Here is a 25830-nt window from a genome sequence, read left to right on the forward strand (position 1 = left end):
GATCCACCACCCTCCAAGGGCGGTTTCTCTTAGTTTTATAGTTCAAGAACTATTGAACTTTTAAAAAATCCGACGGTCCAAGTAGATAAATAGTTCAATAGTTCTTGAATTTTTATACTATTTCGTCAAAAAAGAACAGAGATCCCAATGTCCAAAACTCCCCCGCACCCGACCTTAGACCAAATCCAGCTTTCGACGATTTTCGAAGCGGTGAGTGATCCGATCCGGAGAAAAATCCTACTGAAATTGCTCGAAGTCGAGGAAGCAAACTGTTCTGCATTTTTGGAATATGCTTCGAAAACGAATCTTTCCTATCATATAGGAAAATTGAGAGAGGCGGGGCTTACCAAAACCAGATTGGAAGGAACGCAAAAATTTCTATCCTTACGCAACCGGGATCTTGAAAAAAAATTTCCGGGCCTACTCCGTGCGATCCTCGAAAGTTCCAGAAAAGAAAACAAATGATCGGAAGGCGGAAAAATCCGCTCGCGTAACTCCGGGCTACTGGAAATATATACCTCTGGAATTCTAATATACGCTTCCGTAATAACAGGTAAAAGACATGTCCGACCCATCGATCGTATCCGTCCAAAATGTTTCTAAAACCTACGCAACCGGTTTTCAGGCGTTGAAAAACATAAATCTCGAGATCAAAGAAGGAGAGATTATCGCTCTCTTAGGCCCGAACGGAGCCGGTAAAACCACTTTGATCTCCTTGGTCTGCGGTTTAGTGAATGCGAGCGAAGGTTCCGTTACGGTAGGTGGCTACGATATTCTGAAGAATTATCGTCGGACCAGATCCATGATCGGGCTGGTGCCTCAGGAACTGGCGGTGCATTCCTTCGAAACGGTGATAGCTACCGTAAATTTCAGCCGTGGTCTGTTCGGAAAAGCGCCAAACAGCGAATATGTGGAAAAAATTCTACGATCCCTCACGCTTTGGGAAAAGAAAGACCAGCCGATTATCACTCTTTCCGGAGGGATGAAACGCAGGGTCATGATCGCCAAAGCCCTATCCCACGAACCTTCCGTGCTATTCTTGGATGAGCCGACTGCGGGAGTGGATGTGGAGTTGAGAAAAGATATGTGGAACATCGTCCGCTCCCTTAGGGACAACGGGGTCACGATCATTCTTACGACTCATTACATCGAAGAGGCGGAGGAGATCGCCGATCGGATCGGAATCATCAGCAAAGGGGAATTGATACTGGTAGAGCGCAAGGAAGAGCTGATGAGAAAGCTCGGGAAAAAACAGATGACCATAGATCTAACTTCTTCCATCGATTCCATACCGGGTCCCCTTTCTCGATACGAATTGGAGATCGGAGAGGAAGGAAAGCAGCTGATTTATACTTACGATAGTCACGGAAAACAGAACGGAATCATATCCCTTCTAGACGATCTAAAACTCACCGGTATAGGATTTCGGGATCTGAATACTTCCCAAAGTTCCCTGGAAGAAATCTTCGTTCGATTAGTCAAGGAGTCCAAATGAATTTTCACGCAATTAAAGCGATCTACGTATTGGAAATGGCGAGAACAAGACGTACCTTGATGCAAAGCATCGCCTCTCCCGTCATCTCCACTTCTCTGTATTTCGTGGTCTTCGGCTCCGCGATCGGTTCCCGGATCCAGGAAGTGGAAGGGGTTCCCTACGGCTCTTTTATCGTTCCCGGCCTCGTGATGCTCTCTCTCCTGACGGAAAGTATATCGAACGCTTCTTTCGGAATCTATTTCCCGAAATTCACGGGAACGATCTACGAAATCCTCTCCGCTCCCGTCTCGAGTCTTGAAGCCGTTCTAGGATATGTCGGGGCCGCCGCCACGAAGTCCCTCATTCTGGGAACCATCATGCTACTAACCGCCTCCTTTTTCGTTCCTGTACGCATCGCTCATCCGGCCTTAATGATCCTTTTCCTGATTCTCACTGCCGTTTCCTTTAGCTTGTTCGGATTTATCATCGGAATCTGGGCGGACAATTTCGAAAAACTTCAGGTGATCCCTCTTCTGGTCATCACTCCCCTCGTATTTTTAGGCGGAAGTTTTTATTCCGCGAGCATGCTTCCCCCGTTTTGGCAATCGGTCACATTGTTCAATCCTGTTCTCTATTTGGTCAGCGGCTTTCGCTGGAGTTTTTACGAGATCTCCGATGTAAGCGTGGAAGTGAGCCTCGCGATGATCCTACTCTTCCTTACCGCCTGCCTCCTCGTAGTGGCTTGGATCTTCCGAACGGGATATCATATCAAAAAGTGAGCCGATAAGCTAAGCGGCTTGACTTTTCCGTTATTTCGGTGATGCTTAAGCCCCGCTATGCACGAATCCATCCTATTTTCTCATCATTCCATAGGTGTTTTTTCGCTTTTTCTTCTTACTTGTGTTCTCTCCGCCTTCCTGATCTTCAAAAAGGATAAGACCCTTCCGACATATTATCTAATCTTAATGTATCTCGGATATGCGATGATGTTTTTCGGGTATTTCATATCCTATTCCGTCTTCGATCCGATCTCCGCCTACCATAGGTATTTTACCGTATTCGTAGTCTTTGCCATCGTGTCTTTGATCGGATTCTGCTATCATTTTCCCAAAAACGTACATCCGAAAGAATCCAAAATCGTAATTGCCGGAACCTTTCTGCTGGCACTAGCCGCCTGGGTTCACTTCATCGTCAAAACGTACCGGATGGAAAAGACGTTCTCCTTTACCGCCCACCAATTCAGCTTCGATTTCGGTAAGGAATCGGGAGCGACCATCCTATTCTGTTTTTGCGTCAGCATTTTCATTCTGATCAGAAAGATAAATTACTACTCCGATTATCGTGGAATCCTAAAAACCTGGTCCGATTCTTTATCGGAGAAGAAGTCCGTATTTCGAATCCCCGCAAAAATATCGCTAGGAATCCTGATCGGATTCAAAAAAATCCTGTTTCCGATCGGAAAGGAAGCCGTCGCTCTGCGAGCGTTTCTGCTGACCGCTTTCCTGAATATTCTGAATGCGTTTAATAACCTGCTAAACAAATCCGGCTCCATAGATTTCGATACGTATGCGATCGCCTACTTTATTCTTTCCGTGATGACAATGTTCCTGGTTCAAAACGCGTATTTGGATCATTCTCCGGAACCCACCAGTTTTATGACCAAGATCCTATCCAGCGCCGTGGTCACCATCATGTTAGCGTTGAGTGCCATCAGTTATATCACTATGTTCGCTCTGGATAAGTCCATACAAAGCAAGAATATTTCCGAAGTGAATTCCGTAAAAACTTCGCTCAGAAACGGAGAAAAAGATTTTCCCCAGGACGTAAAATACCTTCTGTCCGGACCTACGGGTCCGGGGCTGTTCGGAAGAGATTATGAAATCGTTTTTAAGAAAAATTCCGATATCGGACCGGATTCTCTAAAAAGCGGAGAGGCGCTTTATAAAAAACAGGAGCTTCACGAATTCATCGAAAAAAATAGGAAGAAGTACAAGGGAAAAACTCCGGAAGAAACGGAAGCCTTGGCCTCTCAGGAATTCGAAAGAACGAATCCACCTTTAGAATCGAGAATGTACCGTATGGCGGATCATTTTTATACCCATTACGATTTCGAGATCGGCAAGAAAAGGTACGAGGTCGGCTTCGGATATCTGGAGTTCAGACAGGCGATACATAACGTCGCCAAATGGTTGGTTCTGATCCAGTTAGGTACTTCCGTCTTTATCCTGATCGCGTTTCCAATCCTTCTCCGCGTAAGTCTCGTAAAACCTTTGAACGATCTGTTATCCGGAGTGGAAAAAGTGAACCATGGGAACTTGGACGTAAACGTTCCCATTAAAACCATGGACGAGGTCGGTTTCCTTTCCCTTTCTTTCAACTCCATGGTGGATTCCATACGTAGCGCCAGACAGGAACTCCAGAACTACGCGGATCACCTGGAAGAAAAGGTGGAAGAAAGAACTAGGGAAGTGCAGGAGAAAATGCGGGAGGTCCAGCAACTCAAGATCCAGCAGGACGGGGATTATTTCTTAACTTCCCTACTTGCAAAACCCTTATTTTATAACGCCAATAAATCCGCTAACGTAAACACGAACTTCCTGATCAGACAGAAGAAATATTTCGAATTCCGTAATAAACATGGGGAACTCGGAGGGGATATTTGCCTCACCGGGAATCTCCGTTTGGGAACTCCGGAGAATTTTAAGAAATACACGATGGCCTTAAACGGCGATGCGATGGGAAAATCCATGCAAGGCGCCGGAGGATCCTTAGTCATGGGAGTCGTCATGAATTCGATCATGGCTCGCTCTGCGGCAAACAAACGTGTCCTAGAAAAAACTCCCGAAGAATGGCTTACCGAAGTATACCACGAAGTGCATTCCGTCTTCAAAAGCTTCGACGGAAGTATGATCATTTCGGCCACACTCCTGTTGGTGGACGACGAAAGCGGGGAGACATTTTACTGGAATGCGGAACACCCTTTTTCCGTTTTGTATCGGGATGGAAAAGCTTCGTTCATCGAATCGGACTTGGAGCTAAGAAAATTGGGGTTGGATTCGGAATATCCTTTTAAAGTCAAAAAATTCCAACTCCATCCGGAAGACGTGGTCATACTTGCTTCGGATGGAAGAGACGACCTAATGCTCTCGAACGTGAACGGCAAACGGATCATCAACGAAGACGAAAACCTATTCCTGCAAATCGTCGAAAATTCCCATGCCGAAATATCCGCGATAGAACGTGCGATACGGGAAACGGGAGAAGTCATAGACGATCTTTCCATCCTGAGGATCGGCTTCCGAGAAACCGGAAGACCTGCGACTGCAGGTCTGCTTCCCGAGGAAGAAGAGCAGGAAGACAGAATTACGATCAGAAATCTTTACAAAGAAGGTAAGGAGCTTTACAAGATCGGCGAAGTGCAAAAGGCGATCGGGATCCTTATGGACGCTTACGCCGCCGATAATTCCAACCAAAGATTGAACAAACTTTTAGGATTGCTTAGCTTTAAGGAAAAGGATTATCCGTTAGCGGTACAAGTGCTCAGTAAATATCTTTCCTACGACCCGGATACGGCGGAACTTTGGTACTATCTGTCTATCGCGGAAAAGAAACTCGGAAATCTGACCCAAGCCTTACAAGCGGCAAAGATGGTGAACCAGCTCCAACCCATGAACGTGCAAAATCTTGTAAATCTTTCCGATCTCAACCGTCTCCTAGGTCACAAAGAAGAGGCGATCCAATACACGAAAAACGCGGAAGAAATCGACCCGGAAAATAAGAATATCCGCAAATTGAAAAAGTTGCTGGAAATAGACTGAAAGATTCCTAACAAGCGCTCTTAACGCAGTATGATAAGAGCGCTGGAAGGACTCATCTACTTAGGGCAACCGGTTCCTTCGAAGCAGTCCTGAAAAAGGATTTGTAGAAACCTTTACGGCCGGCAGGAGGTTTTCCTATGTCGATTCCCGCCTTTGCCAGGTCGGATTTCAAATCCTTCCGAAATCCGTGATAATCGACTTCGACCGCATGCCTCTGGCCGCCTCCGAAACTGAAATGAGGATGGTCGATTTCGTATTGGATCTCCGCTTTTAGATTTTTAGGTCTTTCGTATTTTCCTAATATCTCCATACAGGCCAGTTTCGCCTGATAATCCGCCATAGGCCAAATGCAACCGACAGGCTGAAAAAGACCGATAAAATACAGGTTCCGATAATCCGGATGCATCATCTTCCGATACAAGGGGATCTTCTCCGCATATTGAAAATCGATAAACGACTTGTCAAAAAACGGGAAGGTAGTCCAAAATCCGGTACAGGCGCAAATGATATCGAACTTTTCCTCCGTTCCGTCCGCGAACTCGACGGACTTTCCGTGAAAAGCCTTGATCGCAGGTCTCGGTTTGATCCTGCCGTGCCGAATAAAATCCAGAAGATCCGAATTTAAGGTGGGGTGATGGCTCAACGCCGGAGCGGTGTTGACCGGTAATCCGTAATTTTTATACGATCCTTGTAAAACATAGAGCAACTTCGTGAGAACGTATTGCTTGATCTTGGCCGGGATCCAGGAGGGAGTCATTGCGGCGAATACGTCGGAGGGCATCCCGAACAGAAACTTCGGAAAAAACCATTGCGGACTCCTCATGGATAATTTCACGCTTTTCGCAAGGCGGGCGGATTCCACCGCTACGTCGCAGGCGGAATTTCCTCCTCCGATGATCAGCACGTCCTTTCCTCTCCAATCCTCCGTTACTCCCTTAAAATCATGGGAATGAAGGAACTTTCCTGTGAATTTTCCTTCGTATTTAGGATATTTCGGATCCCAATGATGACCGTTTGCGACCATTAAAATATCAAAGTTTTCTACTTTATTTTTCTCTTTTGAATCCGTAAATTCCACCTTCCAATCCCCGCCCTCAGTACGAGAGATCTTTTTGATCGAATGATTGAATCTAATCTTATGATAAACGCCGAAATGTTTGGCGTAGGATTCGAAATAAGCCTGCAATTGCTTATGATTCGGATAATCGGGATATTCTTCCGGCATGGGAAAATCCTCGTATTCCGACCATACCTTGGAACTGATGATATGAGTATTTTCGTAAACGCTGGAATGACCCGTTTTGGAATTAAAGACCCAATTCCCTCCTACCTTATCGTTTTTTTCGAAGACTACCACGTCGATACCGTATTCCACGCAATTCTTCGCGGCTGCAATTCCGCTCGGCCCGGCTCCGACCACGCAAACTCGTTTGTTCGATTTCATAAAACTTCTCACCCGATTTTCAATCTTTCCATTGGGAAAAAAATCCGACAAATGTCACATTTTTACAAAATCTTACTTTCCTTGAATTTAGGGACAAGGAATTTTTCATGAACATCGACCCTGCTCGGAGATATATAACAAATGTTAGATTTTGAATCCAAAAAGTTCGACTCGAATCTCGGCGGCGAAAACCGGAGGACCTATAAATCCAAACCGCCCTTGCAGGAGAGGTCCCAGCAACGAGTGACTCTCGTTTTGAAGGCAACGGAGAATATGCTAAAAAAAATGGATCCGGAAGAAATCTCCATCCCCGATATCGCGAAGGAATCCGGAGTTCCCCGAGGTAGCATTTACCAATTCTTTCCGGACAAGTACGTCTTATTTACGAAACTAGCGGAGTTGCATCTTGCAAGAGTCGGAGAAATTCTGGCCGAGAAATCTTCCAAGAACCGAAAATTATCTTGGAAAAAATTAGTAGGCCTCTGGGTAAACGCTGCCTCCGACTACTACGATTCCACTCCGGCCGCGAGTGCATTGATTTTGGGCGGCCCCTTGAGTAGGAACGCATATTTAGCTCAGGAGGTTACGATTGATCATATCGGAAAAGGAGTTCGGACCCGCCTGGAAAATCTCAAAGAACCCTTGTATCTCCCCCGAAAACCCGACGTAGCCACATTGGGCGTGGAAATCGCATTCGCTTGTATGAAACGAGGCTATTATCAGGAAAATAGAATATCCGAATCGATCCGCCGCCAAGCCGTCCGAGCCGTCACGGCATACTTTTCCGAATGGGAACGCTAAGGAGCGGCGCTTGTCTACTTGGAATTTTCGCCGGTTGGTTTCGACTTTGAATCGAAAATCATCCGATCTAATTCTCGTCCCCCCACCCTATATCGTTTAGAAAATCGTCGTAGGTACCGTCGAAGACCCGAATCGTATCTTGATCGAACACGATCAGCTTCGTCGCGACCGCTTTCAGGTGCATTTCGTTGTGGGTTACCATGATTACCGATCCTTCGAACTCGTCGATGGCTTCGATCAGGGAATCGCAGGATTGCATGTCCAAATGGTTCGTCGGCTCGTCCAAAAACAAAAGATGGCAGGGAGTGACTAGGATTTTCCCGAGCAGAACGCGACTTTTCTCTCCGCCCGAAAGAACTTTAATCTTCTTTAATGCAAGATCATCGGAGAACATCAATCCGCCGGCGATCGTTCTGGCCTGCCATTCCGTACAGGACTTTTCGGCGCTCATAATCTCTTCGACGACTGTCGCGTTTTCGTTCAGATTCGATTTGTTCGTTTGGCCGAAATACCCTTCCTTCAAAATCGGATGCTTGCGGACCGTTCCGGCGGAAGGTTCCAATTCCCCCGCAAGAAGTTTCAACAGAGTGGATTTTCCTTTTCCGTTCTTACCTATAATGCAGATCCGATCGCGATTTCCCACGCTGATGGAAAAATCGCGGATTAAAAACGGCTCCTTTCCGGTATAAGAAAACGACAGATTCTCCGCGGATAACATCTGGCTAGCCGCAAAAGGAGCGCTATTGAAATAAAGTTCCAAATCCGGAATCGCGTCGAGAGCCTTCATCTCCCCCTGCTTTTCCAATCTTTTCACCCTCGATTGGGCCCGGCTCGCAAAACTGGCCTTGGCCTTGAACCTAGCGATAAAGATCTCTTCCTGCTTCCTTTTTTTGGCTTCGTTCAGCCTGGTTTTTTCGTAAATTTCTTCGGCTTGGTTGATCTGAGAATACAATTTATCCGTATCCCCTTGCACCTTAATAGCCTTCGTTCTATGAATTGCGGCTGTATGCGTAACCACGCTGTCCATAAAACTTCGATCATGCGTGACGAGCACGATCTCCCCTTCCCATTCCCTTAGGAATTCCTCCAGCCAGCGGATCGTGACTATGTCCAGATAGTTGTTCGGTTCGTCGAGCATCAATAGGTCGGGACCCGATGCCAACAGCTTCGCCAAATTCATCCGAATTTGATATCCGCCGGAGAATTCGTTCGGATTCCTTTCCATATCCGCTTCGGAAAAGCCCAGTCCGAAAAGAATTCTCTCCACCTGCCAGGTTTCGTATTCTTCTCCCTCCGGTAATCCGAGCGCGCATTCTTCCAAAACCGTGGGTTTGGAGAATTTCAAATGTTGTTCCAAATGGCCGATCTTGTAACCTTTAGGAACGCTGATATTGCCGGAGTCGGGTTCGGTTTCCCCCAAGATCATCCGAAATAGAGTAGATTTACCGTGCCCGTTCCTTCCGACAAGACCGAGTTTTTCCCCTCGGTTCATGCTCAGATTCAAATCGTCAAAGAGGACCTTGGATTGATAGGATTTGTTTAAATTGGAAATTTTGATCATAGAGGGTGAAAAATGCCGTTTCTAGCCAAAATTGTTCGAAGAGATTAATTTTCTATTCGGATTTGGATTCTTTTGTCGGCAACCTAGGCCCGATCCGTTCGCAGATTCCGTTCCGCCGGAGCTCGTCTGCGACAACGCGCGGATTTCGCCCCTCCATGACGGATTTTTAAGGCAGCAAAACGAATTCCGATAAGGGAGAATACGATTCGCTCTGAATCATATTTCGGCGAGGACGTAAAAAAAGATTGATTTTTTCATCCTTTAAATAACCAATTAGTTATATAACCAATGAGATATAAAAAAAGCACCTCCGATCAATTGGACGCGACGTTCTTCGCGTTGGCGGATCCTACGAGAAGGGCGATCCTAAAAAGATTGGCTTCCGGAGAAGTCGCCGTAATGGATCTGGCAAAACCTTTCGCGATGAGCCAACCGGCGATTTCCAAACATTTGAAAGTATTGGAAAAAGCGGGACTCGTTTCCAGGGTACAAGACGCACAAAAGCGTCCGTGCAGATTAGAAGGCAAGCCCTTAGAGGAGGCGAACCGTTGGTTGGAAGAATATCGAAAATTCTGGGAAATCAGATACGGTCACTTGGACGAATTGCTGGAAGAATTGAAAGCGACACGACGTCCGAAAAGGAATTCGTCCAAGCGGAAAAAGGAGTAAAGAATGAGTTTATCTAAAAATGTGAAAGTAGTCGCCAAAGGTGAAAAAGAGATCGTCATGACCCGTTCTTTCCAGGCGAATCGGGAATTGGTCTTCGATTGCTTTACGAAACCGGAATTATTGAAGCGATGGCTTTTCGGACCCGACGGATGGATCCTATCCTTATGCGAAGTCGATCTCCGCATCGGCGGAAAATACCGTTACGTCTGGAAACGCGAAGAAAACGGAACGGAAATGGGAGCGGGAGGAGTGTATAAGAAAATCGATAAACCGGAACTCTTGGTTTGCACCGAAAAATTCGAAGAGACCTGGTATCCCGGAGAAGCTCTCTTAACGAACGAATTCGTATCGGAAGGAAACCGAACGAATCTGATCGTAACCATACTATACGAATCCAAAGAGGCCAGAGACATGGTGCTCAAATCTCCGATGGAAGGCGGAGTGGAACAAAGCTATAATCGCTTGGCGAATCTTTTGGATACGGTATCGATCTCTCAAGAAAGCAAGTAAAACGGTACGGAATCTTAATACAAAGAGGAAATTTTATGGGAAAGATCACCCCTTTTTTCATGTTCGACAACAATTTGGGCGAGGCATTGGAGCTCTACAAATCCTCGTTCCGAACCTCCGAGATACGTGAGTTAAATCGAGCCGACGGATCCGTGATGTCCGCGACCTTCTCCATCTATGGACAGGAATTTCTATCGTTTAACGGAGGACCGCATTTCAAATTTACCCCTTCTATTTCGCTTTTCGTGAATTGTAAAAAGAACGAGGACCTGGAACTTCTCTGGAATGAATTCAAACGGGGCGGATCCGTACTCATGGAACTCGGAAGCTATCCGTTCAGCGGGAAATTCGGCTGGCTGCAGGACAGATTCGGTGTCTCCTGGCAATTGAACCTTTCGGAGCAGGAGGAAAAAATTTATCCGTTCTTAATGTTCTCCGGTGAGAATTTCGGCAAAGCGGAAGAAGCGATCCGCTTTTATACAGCCGAATTTCCGGATTCGAAGATAGTGGAAATCGAGAAGATGGGTGCGGAAGGACCCGGAAAGGAAGGCACGATCAAGCGTGCGAAGTTTTCCCTTTCCGGACTGGATTTCATGGCGATCGATAGCGGGATTCCGCACCAATTTAACTTCAGCCAGGCGATTTCATTTTTCGTTAAATGCGAAACCCAATCGGAGATAGACGAATATTGGGAAAAACTTTCCGAGGGTGGGGAAAAGCAAAGATGCGGATGGGTAAAAGATAGGTTCGGAGTCTCCTGGCAAATCATTCCTCCCATCCTAGGAGAACTCCTGCACGACAAGGATCGCGAAAAATCCGAGAAAGTCTTAGGAGCGATGCTACAGATGGGAAAGATCGAAATCGAGGGTTTAAAAAACGCATATGCGGCAAAGAACTAAGCGGAGAAATTTCGAAGCTTCCGTATTTCCTTGAGCGAAGGTTCGAGCGTATCGAGGATGCGCAGTGCAGGATTATACTTTCAACTCGATCGGAATATAAAATTGATCCACACCGCGCACCGGTACGATTTCCACAGCTTTATCGAGTAAGCTTCTCAAACGCTCGATCGGTCCTTCCGGTTGGATGTCCTGGACATAGATCTTGGATAAGGACGGACATTTCGCAAAAACGGTCCGATCGAATTCCCGATTAAAGGTTGGAAAAGAGTACCCGACGACTACGAGGGTTCGAACGTCCGCAATCCTCTCCAGGAATTTCTTTCGAACTTTCGCGATTTCCGTGCTCGCTTCCCAGGCGAAGTCGATTTGGAATTTTTCGGATCCGTTGGAGCTTTTTTGGTAACTCTGATTGAAATCATCGATCGATTTATCGGTCAACCCTTCCTTAAGCAGAGAATAGAGATTGAAAGGCATGGCATCGAAGCTGCCGAATCCTGCGAGTCCGTTAAAATGAAAAAGCTCGGGGATCCTATCGTTGTGCTCCAAACTTCGGTGCCAAGGATAAATGTTCATATGCTCTCTCGCAAAATCCGGCTCGAAAAGACCCAGTAAGCTCAATAAGGAAATCATAATTTGATTGTCGTAATTCCAGGTGCTGACGATCAAATCCATAGGAAGCCTGATAGAATTCTCCTCAAGCTGCGCGATAGTGGTCAAAAACACGTCGTACCGGATATCGTGTTTTGTCCGCATCTGCGCGAATAAAAGATAAAAAGAAAGGGTCAATTTCAATCTGCGAAGCTCCTCCTCTCTTTTCAGAAGATACAATTTTTTGGCAAACAAATCCATCGTTCCATGAGATTGAGCTTCCCGCCCGAGCCACCGGCAATCCGCCAGGAATTCGCTTACAAGAACCTCCGAGAACTTAATATCGCGTTTGAAAGAGGGGGATCCCTCCGATTTCTTATAGATAGAGTTCGCAAAAGAGGTCAGATCGCCATGAATCTCCTTCACGACCGAAATACAGGAGGCGCTCGCTCCTGCCCCTAATAGATACAGTATTTTTCCCATAATCGATCGTTCCGACGAAACTGCACGCAACTTCGCTCCTGTTCAACCCCTCCCGTTGTGAGCATCTTACGGTTTTCTGACGTAAAAAATTGGACTCGATCGTAATCTCCACATCCGGAGATTCAAGCCTTAAAAATCCGCCAACCCTAGATCCGACGCCGCGAGAAGGACCGTTCTTCGAAAAATAAATCATAGACAATGATTCCGGGTTTTCATATCCAAGAAAGTACATCCGGACGGTTTGGTTCTGATTTTTATCGGATCTAGATTTTTTCGGGAGCAACCTGCATATACGGCATTTTAGACTGATTGCTTACAAAATATAACAAATCACTAATAAGAAGAACGGAAGGGAAAAACAAACATGAACAAAGAAAATACTTCGGAACGCAAACTTTTGAATTTTCGCCTTTTTTTCGGCTTAAGCGCCTTTTTATGCCTCGTCGGAGTTTCTTTGGAATTGTACAGTGCCTATCATCATAAAAGCGTATTGCCTCCGAACGCCGGCTTCACTCGAACGTTCGGCCCCGGTTTGGACGGTTTATTCAATCATTTTTTCTATTTTACGACCCAGTCGAATATCATCATAGGAATCAGCGCCTTTCTGCTGGCTCTGAATCCGGTTCGGACCTCCGATCAATTTCATATTTGGCGTCTCGTAGGGATCATCGATATTACCATTACATGCATCGTATTTAATTTCGTTCTAAAGAACTCACCACGTCCGGATCAAATTGCCTCTTTGGCAAGCACGATCCAGCATGCCATAAATCCATCGCTCGCCATATTAGGTTGGCTTATCTACGGCCCGAAAGGATCCGTTTCCGTAAAGAGAGTTGCGATAGCCGCTCTAGTTCCGATCGCGTACGCAATTTTTACTCTGGTGAGAGGTGCGATTTTAGTGTGGTACCCGTACAATATACTCGACGTAACCAATTTAGGATATGGAGGCGTCTCGATCTATATCGCGGCTATTTTTATCTTATTCCTGATCATTGCCGGATTCCTTGCAGTGATCGAGCGTTGGATCGGACCCCGTATTTCAACGAGAATCGAATCCAATTAAATATTAAGAATTACTTAAATTCCGGAAGGAATGTGGTTCCCAAAACCATTCTTAGAGATATGGAATATCGCGAATAGAATGATAGCTATCGCGATGGATCCCAGGAGAATCTTAAGCTTCAAATTTGAAAATCGAGGATTCTCTATGTTGCGAGAGGAAACTCCATCCGTTTCTGCCTTACTAGGGGCCTTCGATATCATCCCCCAAGGTTTGTAAACGGATAGAAGAGTCGCAAAGAACAAAACGAAAAACGCAAGAGCGGCATCTAGCACCAATTGCGGACCCAACTTACCTGGATTCGGAAACGATCCCGCCGTAGCGATCATTACTCCTTTCGAGGCCTCGGAAATGGCGACGAACTGGTGTAAAATCAAAGCAATCGTAGCAAAAACTCCCAAAAGAAACTTTATGAATACCCAGTAATACCGAAATAAACCCCAAGGAGTTCCGAAAGCAAGAATCAGTCCGGTCAATACGGAGGCAAGACTCATCGGGAGGATTGCGTATTTACTCACAAGATCCATGGAAATATAAGAACTTCGAACGACCTCGGCATTCGCACTAGCGATTCCGGCGATGCTTAAAACCAAAAAACTAACGACAGCTCCCATCCAGCCGACAGAGACGGCAACATGAGTCGTTAAATTGAACTTACGAAGCGAGGGTGACATGGTTTTAGCAGGCGACCGCTTTTCCTCCCTGTCAATCGAAAAGAGGAAAAATAACTGAGCGACCAAAGTATAGAATGCCCTGCTGGAAGAACAATGTTTGGTCCTTCAAATCGGCGAGAGAAAGAATCAAATCGAATACAAAGAACTTTCAGATTCGAAATGATAAAATCTTACGAAACTTTCTTCATCTCTTGAATAGATCCAGTGCCACATCTACGATCATATCCTCTTGTCCACCGACCATTTTTCGTTTCCCCAATTCGACCAGGATATCCACCGTCTTAAGGCCGAACTTACGTGACGCTTCCTCTGCATGACGTAGAAAACTAGAGTAAACTCCCGCATAACCGAGAGCTAAGGTTTCTCGATCGACTCGAACGGGTCTATCCTGCAACGGACGAACGAATTCCTCCGCGGCATCCATTAGGATAAATAGATCGGTTCCATGATTCCAGCCCAATCGGGAAGCGGCCGCTATGAATACTTCCAAGGGAGCGTTGCCCGCCCCTGCCCCCATCCCCGCGAGGCTCGCATCAATCCGATCGCAACCCTCTTCGACGGCAACGATCGAATTCGCCACTCCTAGAGAAAGATTATGATGGGCATGAATTCCGGTTTGGGTTTCCGGTTTTAAAATCTCCTTCATGGCGCGGAAACGATCACGGACGTCGTTCATATTCATAGCTCCACCGGAATCTACTACGTAGATACATTCCGCTCCGTAGCTCTCCATCAATTTTCCTTGTTCTGCGAGTTTCTCCGGAGAGATCATATGGCTCATCATCAAAAATCCGACGACATCCATTCCGAGAAGTTTCGCCTGTTCTATAGGTTGCTTGGAGATATCTGCCTCGGTACAATGGGTCGCGACCCTTACGGAACGAACCCCGGCGTTATAGGCGTCCCTAAGATCGTGAACCGTTCCAATACCAGGGAGAAGTAAGGTTGCAATTTTCGCATTCCTTACTATTTTAACGGCTTCCTCGATCATCTCCAGATCGGTATGTGCGGAAAAACCGTAATTAAAACTGGAACCTTGCAGACCGTCACCGTGCGCGATCTCTATACTATCGACTTTAGCATGATCGAGTGCCTGCACGATATTTTTCACATGCGTCAAGGAATATTGATGACGGATCGCATGACTTCCGTCCCGTAAAGTCACATCCGAAATGAAAAGCTTTTTTTTCTCGAGGTGATTCATTTAGCGACCTCCTGTACTTTAATATTTTGTAATTCTACAATTCTTTCCCCGGTAGCGAGAGCGGCGGAAGTCATAATGTCCAGATTTCCAGCAAAAGAAGGAAGATAATGGGCGGCTCCTTCCACCTCCAGAAAAATAGTGGTTTTTAATCCCGAAAACGTTCCCGTCCCGGGAATTTTCAGAGGCTTATCTTCCGGAACGATATCGAACAAAACTCGTTGCTTCAGGCGATATCCTGGCACGTAGCTTTGGACCGATTTCTCCATTTCTAAAATAGATGTTTCAATTATGGATGTATCCGCCAATTTAGAAAGCACATAGATCGTGTCCCTCATCATCGGAGGAGGTTCCGCAGGATTCATCACAATGATAGATTTTCCTTTTTTTGCCCCTCCTACAAGTTCCAACGCTTTGGAAGTCGTTTCCGTAAATTCGTCGATATTCGCTCTTGTTCCGGGGCCGGCGGATTTACTACTGATCGAAGCTACGATTTCCGCATAATAAACTTCCGCGATCCTAGACACTGCGTATACCATGGGAACCGTCGCCTGCCCACCGCAAGTAATCATGTTGATATTATTCCGACTTATGCTCTGATCCAAATTCACAACCGGAACACAATAGGGGCCGATCGCCGCCGGAGTCAAATCGATCATGCGAATATTCGGATTTGCTTCTCTCAACGTTCTCTCGTTCTCGATATGCGAGGAAGCGGAAGTTGCATCGAATACGATCTCGATTTCATGAAAATTCGGGAGTTCTAATAAACCTTCTACACCTCTGTATGTTGTCGGGACCCCCATCCTATCCGCCCTAGCTAATCCCTCCGATCTCTGGTCGATACCGACCAACGCCCCCATCTCCAAATATCTGGATCTCTTTAGGATTTTAATCATCAAATCCGTTCCGATATTTCCCGATCCTAAAATTGCGGTCTTTACTTTTTCTTGCATAAGAATTTCCTGATTTATAAAAGTAATATCAAACCATTCTACAGGAGACTCTTCCTAACCCTGTGATCTCCGCGTCTATATTGTCTCCCGACTGAATGGAAACCATGGGACCTAACGCGCCGGATAGAATGACTTCTCCGGTCCTAAGACCTTCTCCCCTTTCTATTAGATTTTTTGACAACCAATATGCTGCCCGAATAGGATGGTTCAAACAAGCCGCCCCTGAACCAACGGATTCGACTTTTCCGTTTTTTCTGAGAGCCATTCCCACTCCCGCCAGATCCAGATTTCCCAGAGCGAGAGGCTGGTTGCCCAAAATATAAAGCCCGCAGGACGCGTTGTCTGCCACAGTGTCTTCCAATTTGATTTTCCAATTTTCGATGGCACTATCAACGATTTCCAAGGCGGGCAAAGCATACAAAATCGAATTTATAAACTCCCCATAACTCGGCACATTTCCCTCGATATCTCTAGCCAATACGAAAGCGACTTCCGCCTCTATCTTCGGTTGAAGAAGTATAGAGGTAGGGATCTCATCGGAATCCAAATACTCCATATCGGAGAAAAGCGTTCCGAAATCAGGCTGATCCACTCCGAGCTGGAGCTGAACGATTCTGGACGTAAGTCCGATCTTCTTTCCGATTTCCTTGACTCCGGTTTTCAATCTTTCCATGTGATTGACCTTGGCTATTTCATACGAAATCTCTAAGCCTTGGATACCGTATGTCTGGGATATAGGCGGGATCGGTTTCCCGTTTTTCCTCGCTTCCCATAAAGCGGAAGCGGCGGATTTTATATTAGAGGAATCTACAATACTGTTCATCCTATACCTTTGCAAATTCTCGAATTTTTATGCGGGAAATAGCGGACTTTAAGTCCAGCCTACGTTCCAATTCTCTTACGAGCGTTTTCCCTGTCCCCTTGGCCATTCCGAAAACGAACTTATCAGGACGAAGCAAAACGATTCCGTCCCGTTTGTATCCTGCCTTACGAAACCAAGTGATCAGAAGACCGTAAATATCCTCTACTTCTTCCAGATTCGGATCGAAATCCCGAGCGATTCCTCGGATTCCTTGCGGTCTTTTTCCTTTTTCATAAATCGTAATATACTTCGTACCTAGAGAGTTCAAAAGGGAAAGAGACGCCTCCGAAAGGCCCTTCCTTGGGTCGATTCCCTGTCCGATCAGGGCATAGGAATCTCCGAAGATCTCGTCCATTTTTCGGATCGAACCGTCAAAGACTTGAAGATTCGGTTGAGGCATTAAAGTACCTGCATGTAAGTTCGACGAATCCCTGGCCAAACCGAAATAGCTTCCTTTTTTATATTTTGGTTTCGGTTTGAATTTTCCCTCACGTAAAATATCATACAAACTAGGGATCCTTTTGACCGCTTTCAATAACGCGTCGCGTAAGGCGGCGAGAAACTTATTTTCCAAGGAAACGACGTCCTTTAAGAGCGTGGAAATCAGGATCATTTCTTTTGCGTGAAAATGCCTTTCGCTCTGATAGGTATCCAATAATTTTTCCCCGGCTCTACCGAAGATGACCTCGATCAGTTTCCAACCTAGATTGTGAGCATCTCGTACACCGGAACTCATGCCCTGCCCCATAAACTGCGGGGTCATATGAGCGGCATCTCCGGCGAGAAGCACCCGTCCCACTCTCCATTGATCCGCGACAAGTCCGTTAAAAGTGTAAACCAGCCTACGCTTCACTTCGAAATGATCCGGATTTACGTGTTTGGACAGTAACAGCCGAATCGTCTCCGGGTTTTCCATATATTCCTTGGAAGTACCTGCTTTCAGCCTGAATTCGAATCGATGATAACCGTCGGGTTGGGGACAACTCACGACAGGTCCGTTCGGATCACAATAAAAATTGAAATAAGGTAGATGTCGAAGCCCCAATTCTATATTTTTCTGTTTCAAATCCACAACCAACCAAGGCTCAGGAAAATTTTTTCCTTTGAGTTTAATATTCAGAAATTCGCGTACCTTGCTTCTTCCTCCATCGCAAGCGATCATAAATAAGGCCCGAACGGATCGTTCATCCTCCTGGTCTTTCGGCTTCGGATTTTCCTGTCTTTGACCGTAAGCCGTTCCTTCTGAAGAAATGTGATATACGACGACTCCTTCCGAATCTTGTGTAAGAGATCTAAACTCTCTTCCCCTCAGGACCTTTACGTTCGGATAGTAACTTAATCTTTCGCTAAGTTTCGTTTCCAGATACGGTTGGTATAGAAAATTGACGATAGGCCATCCATTCGGAGTTCCTGTCGGAGCATACTGACCGATGGGAGTTCCATCCTCACGAGTAAATTGGACCGGGATATCGAACATCATATCCTTATGCAGATCTTCCGCGAGACCGGCTGCTTGAAACACACGGAGACATTCGTCGTCCGTATATACCGCCCTTGCATTCCCGTAAAACACCGGTTCTTTTTCGAGAACGACGACTCTTAGTCCTTTTTTACCCAGAATATGTGCAAGAGTTAATCCCGTAGGCCCGAGCCCGACAATCGCGACATCATATTCGGTTTCATTCGACCGATTTAACTTTTCCATTCTATGAAACCTCCAATATTAAAACGGAATAAACTCCGAACGGAACAACGAAGCGATCCCACGACGGAATTCCTGTATTCTAGGCAACACAGTAGAAGTCTCTGGCTGGTGTCCCCAAGAGCTGATCTGTTTGTATTTCTTCTCTTTCCAACTGGTTTCGTTCACCGGTATCGGATTCCATCCCACCTCGAATTCGAAACCTGAAGGAGTGATCGCATAAAAAGACAATTCCAAATCGTTAGGGTGTTGTCCTATCCCATGGGCAATCTCGAATCCTAATTTTTTGCAACGCAGATACGCTCCCGTCATATCCTCCAAATTCTTCACTTCTAGATTCAAATGTTGGAGACGAGTGGGTATGGGATCCATAGGAAGACCTTTTGTCGAAGCGACGGCTACGGAGTGATGCCTTGGATTCATTCTTAGAAAGGTAATATCTACGGTCATACCGGACAATTTTTGCTCAATAGAATCGCTGATTCTAGCTCCGAAAATCTCTTTCCAGAATTCGATCATCCTTTCCGGTCGTTTCGAGACCATCGCTACATGCCCCATTCCGAACTGGCCCGTGACAAAACCTTTGGATAACATACTCAACGGTGCATCAGTCAGGATCGGATCCGTAAAGATCTCGATTCGCAATCCCTTAGGACCGTAAAATCTCCAAAAGGATTTTACGCCTCTCGAACCCGCCTCTTCTTCAGTTCCTTTTTCTATCTCCACATTTCGTTTCTTTAATGTTTCTAATATTTTTTCCAAATATCCTTCGCCTATTACCTGGAATCCTAAAGTCGTAAAATCTTCCGATTCTCCTTTTTGAATCAGGATTCTCCGAGTGTGGGAATCCAATCTAAAAGCTAGCGTATCTTCGGAGAGATATTCCGCATGCATCCCAATCGCATCCCTACCGAATATAACCCATTTGTCCAAACGATTGGACTCTATGATCGTATATCCCAATTGAGAGGAATTGAACCGATTCTTCTGAGACATTTCGGACATATCAACCCCTTACCCGTATTTCGGATTGAGAATGTATACAAATAAAAGATTTCGTAATATAGTTGAATTCTTCTGCCCGTTCCCACTGAACCCAATGTCCGGTCTTACTGAATAAATACAGATCGCAATTCTGCATCCGTTTCTGCAAGGACAGCCCGCCGCTCGATCGATTGACCTTGTCTTCCGTCCCCCAAAGTAGCAAAGTAGGGATTTCGCATTTCGAGAGCCGAGGGTCCCGTGTAAAATCGAAATTCTTAAAATTCGGAATTCCTTTCGGCCTGCGCAAAGGAGGCGCTTCCACAACATCCGGGTCGATGCTAGATTTATATCTTTCTTCGATTAGGGAGGAAGGTATTTCTGAACCCTCATACACCAAATACTTCCGTATGAATTCAGTTATCTTCTCAAGACTCGGCCCTTTACCGGAATAATAATCGAAGAGACGATTTAATCCTTTTGTAGGAAGAGAACGGGTAGTATCCACTCCTCCCGGTCCCATCAGGACAAGAGAAGAAACTACATTCGGGCTCTCTAATCCCATTCTTAAAGCGCATGCCCCACCCAGAGAGTTTCCGATTAGATGAGCTTTATATATACCTAAACCTTTTAAAAACTGTAACATAGCTCCGGCAAGATCCCCGAAAGGATCTTTTCGATTAATGCCCTTCGTAGATCCGCCATATCCGGGCATATCCGGAACGATCACTCTAAAACTCTCCGCGAGAGCCTCTATGTTCTTGGAATAATTCGATATTCCGGAGGCTCCAGGTCCGCCTCCATGCAACATCAAAACCGGTTCTCCCGATCCGATTTCATAAAATTGAATTTTTCTCGTCCCTACCTCTAAAAGTTTAAATCCGTCCCGCAAATCCAAGTTCATCAGCTCCATACGTCACTTCCCTAATCGTAACCTTCAACACTTCGGATCCATATCCGAACGATCGTTATCATTAAGACACAATATTTATGAGATATCTCTCATTTTTAAATTATTTTTAATTTTTGCACCTTCCTCTATAAAATGTAAATGTCAATCAAAAAATATTGACTACACAAATATTATTGAGAATATTCTCATTTTAAATCGTATATCATATTTATGAGAACATATTATTATATTACGGATGTTATTTTTAAAGCCTTGTCTCAATCTGAAAAAGATCTGGAGGATTTCCCATGTGCAATTCAATTAAAGCAATCGACGTACATCACCATTTTATCCCTTCTTTCTATACCGAAGAATTGCATCGACAGGGAATCAAAGTCGTGGCCGGAGCCCCGATTCCCTCTTGGAACCCGGAACGATCCTTAGATGTTATGAATATGAACGCGATCCGGACCGCCATTACTTCCATTTCCTCTCCGGGTGTCTATTTCGGAGATAAAGGCTCGGCGGTTTCCTTAGCACGGCGCTGTAATGAATATGCAAAAAATATAAAGGAACTGTATCCGGATAGATTCGGTTCTTTTGCGGTATTACCGATGCCCCTACCGGAAGAGTCGTGCCGGGAAGCGGTTTATGCCCTGGATACACTAAAAGCGGAAGGGGTTGTTCTCCTCGCAAGCACCGGAGGAAAGTTCTTAGGTAACCAGGACTTCGATGAATTGATGTATGAATTAGACCGAAGAAACGCCGTAGTGTTCGTTCATCCGGATATTCATCCCAGCAGCGAGACGCTCGGATTAAAGACCCCCGGTTTTATATTGGAATTTCTATGCGATACGACTAGAGCCGCAGTGAATCTGATTTATACTGGTACATTCGAAAAATATCCCAGAATAAAATGGATTCTCGCACATGCGGGAGGCTTTTTACCCTATGTTGCCTGGAGGATTTCTTTAGGAAATCTTCTCCCGGAAATTTTGGAAAAAGCCCCGCAAGGAATCCTAACCTACATACGGAGACTCTATTTTGACACGGCATTGTCCCCTTCTCCTTTTGCGATGGCCGCATTAAAGGAATTAGTGGAACCGGATCACATCCTATTCGGGAGCGATTTTCCGTTTGCACCGGAACCCCTAGTCATACATCAAAGGGAGGAACTCTCGAAACTCGAACAATTTGAGCCGAGCACTCTTGAGGGTATCGAACGAGTCCATGCGCTGAAACTATTTCCCGGTCTAACGATGGAAGGGGAAGGCTCCGAGATTGCGCCGAAGTTTGACCGGATCAATTTAAGTACGACGATCAAATTCCAATTGATTAAGAGATTCGTTAGCTTCGCCTCGAAAGCCAGAAATCGTTAATCGAAATGGAAAGATTCTACTGTTTCCAGACTCTATCGAAGGCTTTTTGGCTGATGTTCTTTGCGGTAGTCGCGGAAACTCCGAATGCTTTCAAAACTAAAGCGATCATATCGACGTCATGCGATTTGTTTTTCGCCCGGCCTTCCAGAATATTTCTGATTCCATAATGCAATGCACCTACGTAGAGTCCCAAAGCAGCATCTTCGAAATCGATCGTAAACCTTCCCGCCTTAATCGCCTTCTGCATATCCTTTAACGGTTGGGCACGCAGGAGTTCGCTCATCCTGGGTGCGGCTGCTGCGACCCTGATCAAAGCCCAGCCCCAATCCGCATCGTTTCTTGCCCTTTTTAAAAAAAGCATACCTCCCAACGCCATTCGTTCCGCGCCATCTGTGATATCCGGCATTAACTGAACCGCTTCCGAGACCAACGATTCAGCCAGAGCGAACGCGGATGCCTCTAGTAACTCCTCTTTCGTTTTGAAATAATTGTAAAAAGTACCGTTCGCAACTTCCGCTTCCGCGGAAACTTCCGCGATGGATGTTTCCCCGGCATCCTTGACCGCGAACAATCTTAAAGCGGCATTCATAATTTGAGCCCTTGTTCTTTCCCGCTTTGGAAGTAAAACTTTTCTACGTTTCGCGACAGCCATTCCCTACCATTACTTGTCTCAGGATAGTCGGAGCAACTACAATATTGAGAGAAATCTCATTTATTGATTGTTTTATATCAGCCGAAATTCCCTTCTTTGACTATGGATTCACTTTCTTATAATACTCCCGGATTGCTTTTTCCGGCGATTTCGCTTTTAATGCTGGCCTTTACGAATCGATTCTTCGGACTCGCTTCTCTTGCACGCCAACTGCTGGAAAAATACCGGGAAACCAAAGAAGAACTACTCCTCGCCCAAGTACGGAATTTACGATTTCGGATTTCACTCGTACGATTCTCCCAATCTTTCGGAATCCTTAGCCTGATCTGCTGCACCCTATCCATCGGGCTCGTTTCTTTTTATAATCTTCTGGCTTGGCTATTCTTCGGCGCCTCCTTGCTATTCATGATCTTGTCCTTGGTCTATTCATTGCTCGAAATTCACCTCTCGACCCAGGCCCTAAAAATAGAAATAGAGGCCGTATTAAAGGAAAATTTACACGAATGAATTCTCATTTTCTATTGACTATAATATCATTTTTGATCATATTCTCATTTATATAAATATGTATATTCACGGATAAAAGAGATAGCAAAACACATGCCGATAAGCAAAGTGTAAGACGTTGCACTCAAGACGGGATACAGGAATAAAGAATGGCGAAAAACTATATTCGATTTCAAAGGAAAAACCGAATTGATTGGGGATTTTACAAGGACGGATCCTTGACTCCTTTGGAATTCGGGGACGTAAGTACGGCAGAATTTTTGAAATCCGTCCCAAAAGGTCGGAAAAATAAGACGGGAACTAAGCTACCCTTGGAACGGATCCTAATCCTTTCGCCGATCACGGCACCTTGTCAGATCATTTGCCAAGGTGCGAATTACAGACAACATCTGATCGAATCCGGATTAAATCCGAACGATAAAACATATAATATGTTTTTCACAAAGTCGGATGCTTCTCTATCTCCCCCCGTGGGAAATATCGCCCGTCCGAAACATGTGAAACTATTGGATTATGAAATCGAACTAGGACTCGTCTTCGGCAAAAGGATCGATTCCGAAACCAAGCTCACTCGGGACAATGCTTCCCAATTTATAGTGGCGTTTTTTATGGCGAACGATGTCGCTGCGAGGGACATCCAACTTCCCCAACTCCAGTGGTATAAAGGAAAATCCTACAGAACTTTTTTGCCCGCCGGGCCGATGCTTTCTGTATTGGAGCCTGGTGATTTCGAACTTTTAGAGAAATTGGAGCTGACCTTAACGGTAAACGATGAAATTAGGCAGCACGACAGCGCGTCCAATTTGGTGTACAAACCGATAGAAACGATCCTGGAACTATCTCAATTTTGTAATATAAATCCAGGAGATGTTTTACTTACCGGAACACCTTCCGGATGCGCCTTAAAGGCCCCTGGAAAATTCGTCCAGAAGATCGCAGGACTTTTATCCGAGAAGAAAAAATGGGAACTCTTCGTGAAAGGCCAATCCAAACGAAAAGAGTATTTACAGCCGAACGATAGGGTACGGTCTTCCATCCGAACCGCGGATCGGAGGATCGACTTGGGAGAGCAAATCCTGGACATAGTTCAAGAATCCTGAAATGCCACTGCCGCTGCAAATTCGATTCCTTCTTCGATGTCCAACAGTCTTTGTTTTCTTGCCTGTTTCTTCGCTTCTCCTCCTTCGGCCGCGTCCCTCGCATTTTCCTTTATTCTAATACCTTCATGTTTCCACCCTCGGGTCAGGCTCTCACCTTCGGTCAAGTTATTGCGCTCTTTTGAAATACCAGAATCTTTTCTCGCCTCCAATAACTTGACCACGGTTCGATCCTTCGCGGAGTTGTGCGCGGAGATTCTACCGGCTCACGCTCAAATTGTGATTCTAAGCCAAATTTTTATCACTAAAATGCTTGTAGATTTAGTTCATAAATTATAATTTCGTATCGGAATTAAAAAGAGTCGCAGAATGCCAAACAAAGTCTTATAGGAAAACCTCAATCCAAGCAAAATACAATATACCGACACAGATCTTATCCACTGGAAAAGAAACATACCATCCTAATGTAAGGCAGCAACATCCTGAAAAAGTAAAATGGGGAAAATAATATGAAACTAATTCATCCGCAATTTATTACCGACGAAAAAGGGAAGAAACTCTCAGTAGTTCTTTCTATCAAAGAATATAAAACCTTACTCGAAAACTCAGAAGAACTCGAAGATATTAAACTCTACGACGCAGTTAAGGCTAAAAACGAAAAGCCAACTCCCCTAACGGATTATCTTAGATCTAGAAAAACTAAACGGAAACATGCCTGAATATTTCGTCTTCCTCTCTAAAACTGCAGGCAAACAACTCGACAAACTTCCGGATTCAGTCGCAGAGACTTTACTCAAAACAATTGAAAGCCTTGCGAAGAATCCAAAACCTCAAGGTGTAAAAAAACTAAAGGGACGAGATGGTTATCGCATTCGAAAAGGAGACTATAGAATCATTTACGACATCGTCGATATGAAACTGGTTGTTGAGGTTATCGCTATTGGGCATAGAAAAGATATCTATTCCTAATCCTCCTACAACCGAATTTTTATAACCTCTTCTTAGTTAATATTCCCGCCGTTGGAACATATTATTTCTATGCTTTTATTTAAATAAAAGTAATCAACAATGCACTATAAGCTATCCCTCCTGACAAACTTCTTCTTTCTATTTTACTTCCTGTCTCAGCACAAAACGGAAACCCAAACTGAACTTCAAATTCTATTCCTAAAGACGCAAATCGTAGCCTACAAGCGAAGAAAGAAAAAGTTTCATACCAAACCTTTCCAACGACTGACCCTCGTTTTACTTTTCTATGTTCTCTACGATTGGAAAACGAATCTCGCAATCGTTTCTCCTGACACCCTTCTCACTTGGAGAAAACAGAAATTCAAGACCTTCTGGGCAACGATTTCCAAACGAAAAAAGGCCGGACGACCCAATGTCGCTTGGCCCGTAATCAAGCTCATTCGAAGGGTCGCCAAAGAAAATCGAATCTGGGGAGCAACAAAACTTCACGGCTTGCTACAAAAAATCGGATACGATATTTCCGAAAGGACTGTCTCTAAGTACATCCCGAAGCGACCGACCGATCCAAAGAAATGTGGTGAGATAGTATTCACCTGACAGTCATCGAAAAACCGGTGGCCCCAGTTTCTTCTGAAAGAGAAAATGATT

Annotated in this window: 26 protein-coding genes and 1 pseudogene; 15 read left to right on the forward strand and 12 right to left on the reverse strand. The window is 45.2% G+C overall.

Going from position 1 to position 25830, the window contains the following annotated elements; translation table 11 throughout:
* Positions 1-147: 147 nt before the first annotated feature.
* From EHO60_RS01920 to EHO60_RS01935, 4 genes are all read left to right on the forward strand, one after another.
* Complete coding sequence (locus EHO60_RS01920) at positions 148-465, forward strand: ArsR/SmtB family transcription factor (protein WP_135766467.1); 318 nt, start codon at positions 148-150, stop codon at positions 463-465.
* Between the two features lie 97 nt (positions 466-562).
* Complete coding sequence (locus EHO60_RS01925) at positions 563-1495, forward strand: ABC transporter ATP-binding protein (RefSeq protein ID WP_135766468.1); 933 nt, start codon at positions 563-565, stop codon at positions 1493-1495.
* On the forward strand, positions 1492-2253 hold the full coding sequence (locus tag EHO60_RS01930; RefSeq protein ID WP_135766469.1) for an ABC transporter permease: 762 nt from the start codon (positions 1492-1494) through the stop codon (positions 2251-2253). The genes EHO60_RS01925 and EHO60_RS01930 overlap by 4 nt, the downstream gene beginning before the upstream one ends.
* Positions 2254-2310: 57 nt before the next feature.
* Positions 2311-5292, forward strand: coding sequence for a PP2C family protein-serine/threonine phosphatase (locus EHO60_RS01935; RefSeq protein WP_135766470.1), 2982 nt, complete (start codon positions 2311-2313; stop codon positions 5290-5292).
* Positions 5293-5344: 52 nt separating this feature from the next.
* Here EHO60_RS01935 and EHO60_RS01940 read toward each other — a convergent pair whose 3' ends face one another.
* The gene (locus EHO60_RS01940) at positions 5345-6736 is read right to left on the reverse strand and encodes a flavin-containing monooxygenase (RefSeq protein ID WP_135766471.1); all 1392 of its coding nucleotides are present in this window, start codon (positions 6734-6736) and stop codon (positions 5345-5347) included.
* A 141-nt stretch (positions 6737-6877) separates the two neighbouring features.
* On the opposite strand from EHO60_RS01940, the gene EHO60_RS01945 reads away from it, so the two are divergent.
* Positions 6878-7537 (forward strand): TetR/AcrR family transcriptional regulator, encoded by a 660-nt coding sequence (locus EHO60_RS01945; protein ID WP_135766472.1) that lies wholly within the window; start codon positions 6878-6880, stop codon positions 7535-7537.
* A 67-nt stretch (positions 7538-7604) separates the two neighbouring features.
* Here the strand turns inward: EHO60_RS01945 and EHO60_RS01950 are convergent, their stop codons facing one another.
* A complete protein-coding gene (locus EHO60_RS01950) occupies positions 7605-9098 on the reverse strand; it encodes an ABC-F family ATP-binding cassette domain-containing protein (protein WP_135766473.1) in 1494 nt (497 codons plus the stop codon).
* A gap of 288 nt (positions 9099-9386) precedes the next feature.
* On the opposite strand from EHO60_RS01950, the gene EHO60_RS01955 reads away from it, so the two are divergent.
* Genes EHO60_RS01955 through EHO60_RS01965 form a run of 3 tightly spaced genes read left to right on the forward strand, consistent with a single transcriptional unit; the run spans position 9387 to position 11176 of the window.
* Positions 9387-9767: an ArsR/SmtB family transcription factor gene (locus tag EHO60_RS01955; RefSeq protein ID WP_135766474.1), complete on the forward strand. Its 381-nt coding sequence runs from the start codon at positions 9387-9389 to the stop codon at positions 9765-9767.
* A 3-nt stretch (positions 9768-9770) separates the two neighbouring features.
* The gene (locus EHO60_RS01960) at positions 9771-10277 is read left to right on the forward strand and encodes an SRPBCC family protein (protein WP_135766475.1); all 507 of its coding nucleotides are present in this window, start codon (positions 9771-9773) and stop codon (positions 10275-10277) included.
* Between the two features lie 35 nt (positions 10278-10312).
* Positions 10313-11176: a VOC family protein gene (locus EHO60_RS01965; RefSeq protein WP_135766476.1), complete on the forward strand. Its 864-nt coding sequence runs from the start codon at positions 10313-10315 to the stop codon at positions 11174-11176.
* A gap of 72 nt (positions 11177-11248) precedes the next feature.
* Here EHO60_RS01965 and EHO60_RS01970 read toward each other — a convergent pair whose 3' ends face one another.
* Positions 11249-12247 carry a hypothetical protein gene (locus tag EHO60_RS01970; protein ID WP_135766477.1) on the reverse strand — a complete coding sequence of 333 codons (999 nt, stop codon included), beginning with the start codon at positions 12245-12247 and terminating at the stop codon, positions 11249-11251.
* A gap of 364 nt (positions 12248-12611) precedes the next feature.
* Between EHO60_RS01970 and EHO60_RS01975 the strand changes: the two genes are divergently transcribed.
* Positions 12612-13313 (forward strand): Pr6Pr family membrane protein, encoded by a 702-nt coding sequence (locus EHO60_RS01975; protein WP_135766478.1) that lies wholly within the window; start codon positions 12612-12614, stop codon positions 13311-13313.
* A 14-nt stretch (positions 13314-13327) separates the two neighbouring features.
* On the opposite strand, the gene EHO60_RS01980 is transcribed toward EHO60_RS01975, so the two are convergent.
* From EHO60_RS01980 to EHO60_RS02010, 7 genes are all read right to left on the reverse strand, one after another.
* The gene (locus tag EHO60_RS01980) at positions 13328-13984 is read right to left on the reverse strand and encodes a hypothetical protein (protein ID WP_135766479.1); all 657 of its coding nucleotides are present in this window, start codon (positions 13982-13984) and stop codon (positions 13328-13330) included.
* A gap of 184 nt (positions 13985-14168) precedes the next feature.
* Positions 14169-15188, reverse strand: coding sequence for a 4-hydroxy-2-oxovalerate aldolase (gene dmpG, locus EHO60_RS01985; RefSeq protein WP_135766480.1), 1020 nt, complete (start codon positions 15186-15188; stop codon positions 14169-14171).
* Positions 15185-16141: an acetaldehyde dehydrogenase (acetylating) gene (locus EHO60_RS01990; protein ID WP_135766481.1), complete on the reverse strand. Its 957-nt coding sequence runs from the start codon at positions 16139-16141 to the stop codon at positions 15185-15187. The genes dmpG and EHO60_RS01990 overlap by 4 nt, the downstream gene beginning before the upstream one ends.
* 28 nt (positions 16142-16169) lie before the next feature.
* Positions 16170-16964 (reverse strand): 2-keto-4-pentenoate hydratase, encoded by a 795-nt coding sequence (locus EHO60_RS01995; protein ID WP_135766482.1) that lies wholly within the window; start codon positions 16962-16964, stop codon positions 16170-16172.
* A 1-nt stretch (position 16965) separates the two neighbouring features.
* Entirely contained in the window at positions 16966-18708 is a 1743-nt protein-coding gene (gene mhpA, locus EHO60_RS02000; RefSeq protein ID WP_135766483.1) for a bifunctional 3-(3-hydroxy-phenyl)propionate/3-hydroxycinnamic acid hydroxylase MhpA, read from the reverse strand.
* Positions 18709-18726: 18 nt separating this feature from the next.
* Complete coding sequence (locus tag EHO60_RS02005) at positions 18727-19710, reverse strand: VOC family protein (protein WP_135766484.1); 984 nt, start codon at positions 19708-19710, stop codon at positions 18727-18729.
* A gap of 1 nt (position 19711) precedes the next feature.
* The gene (locus EHO60_RS02010; RefSeq protein ID WP_135766485.1) at positions 19712-20599 is read right to left on the reverse strand and encodes an alpha/beta fold hydrolase; all 888 of its coding nucleotides are present in this window, start codon (positions 20597-20599) and stop codon (positions 19712-19714) included.
* A gap of 287 nt (positions 20600-20886) precedes the next feature.
* On the opposite strand from EHO60_RS02010, the gene EHO60_RS02015 reads away from it, so the two are divergent.
* Positions 20887-21957 carry an amidohydrolase family protein gene (locus EHO60_RS02015; protein WP_135766486.1) on the forward strand — a complete coding sequence of 357 codons (1071 nt, stop codon included), beginning with the start codon at positions 20887-20889 and terminating at the stop codon, positions 21955-21957.
* A 16-nt stretch (positions 21958-21973) separates the two neighbouring features.
* Here EHO60_RS02015 and EHO60_RS02020 read toward each other — a convergent pair whose 3' ends face one another.
* A complete protein-coding gene (locus tag EHO60_RS02020) occupies positions 21974-22546 on the reverse strand; it encodes a TetR/AcrR family transcriptional regulator (protein ID WP_246028092.1) in 573 nt (190 codons plus the stop codon).
* Between the two features lie 165 nt (positions 22547-22711).
* On the opposite strand from EHO60_RS02020, the gene EHO60_RS02025 reads away from it, so the two are divergent.
* Both EHO60_RS02025 and EHO60_RS02030 read left to right on the forward strand, forming a co-directional pair.
* The gene (locus EHO60_RS02025) at positions 22712-23116 is read left to right on the forward strand and encodes a DUF2721 domain-containing protein (RefSeq protein ID WP_135766488.1); all 405 of its coding nucleotides are present in this window, start codon (positions 22712-22714) and stop codon (positions 23114-23116) included.
* A gap of 149 nt (positions 23117-23265) precedes the next feature.
* Positions 23266-24216 carry a fumarylacetoacetate hydrolase family protein gene (locus EHO60_RS02030; protein ID WP_135766489.1) on the forward strand — a complete coding sequence of 317 codons (951 nt, stop codon included), beginning with the start codon at positions 23266-23268 and terminating at the stop codon, positions 24214-24216.
* On the opposite strand, the gene EHO60_RS17070 is transcribed toward EHO60_RS02030, so the two are convergent.
* Positions 24204-24437, reverse strand: coding sequence for a hypothetical protein (locus EHO60_RS17070; protein ID WP_167880128.1), 234 nt, complete (start codon positions 24435-24437; stop codon positions 24204-24206). The two genes, EHO60_RS02030 and EHO60_RS17070, sit on opposite strands and share 13 nt — an antisense overlap.
* Positions 24438-24722: 285 nt before the next feature.
* Here EHO60_RS17070 and EHO60_RS02035 point away from each other — a divergent pair, with 285 nt between their 5' ends.
* The 3 genes and pseudogenes from EHO60_RS02035 to EHO60_RS02045 form a co-directional block, all read left to right on the forward strand.
* Positions 24723-24932, forward strand: a complete 210-nt coding sequence (locus tag EHO60_RS02035; protein WP_135766490.1) for a hypothetical protein — start codon at positions 24723-24725, stop codon at positions 24930-24932.
* Entirely contained in the window at positions 24925-25182 is a 258-nt protein-coding gene (locus tag EHO60_RS02040) for a type II toxin-antitoxin system RelE family toxin (protein WP_135766491.1), read from the forward strand. Before EHO60_RS02035 ends, EHO60_RS02040 begins: the two co-directional genes overlap by 8 nt.
* Before the next feature lie 99 nt (positions 25183-25281).
* A pseudogene (locus EHO60_RS02045) lies at positions 25282-25755 on the forward strand (transposase); the annotation flags it as partial.
* Positions 25756-25830 lie beyond the last annotated feature (75 nt).

It is taken from the genome of Leptospira fletcheri (genome assembly GCF_004769195.1).
Lineage (GTDB): Bacteria > Spirochaetota > Leptospiria > Leptospirales > Leptospiraceae > Leptospira_B > Leptospira_B fletcheri.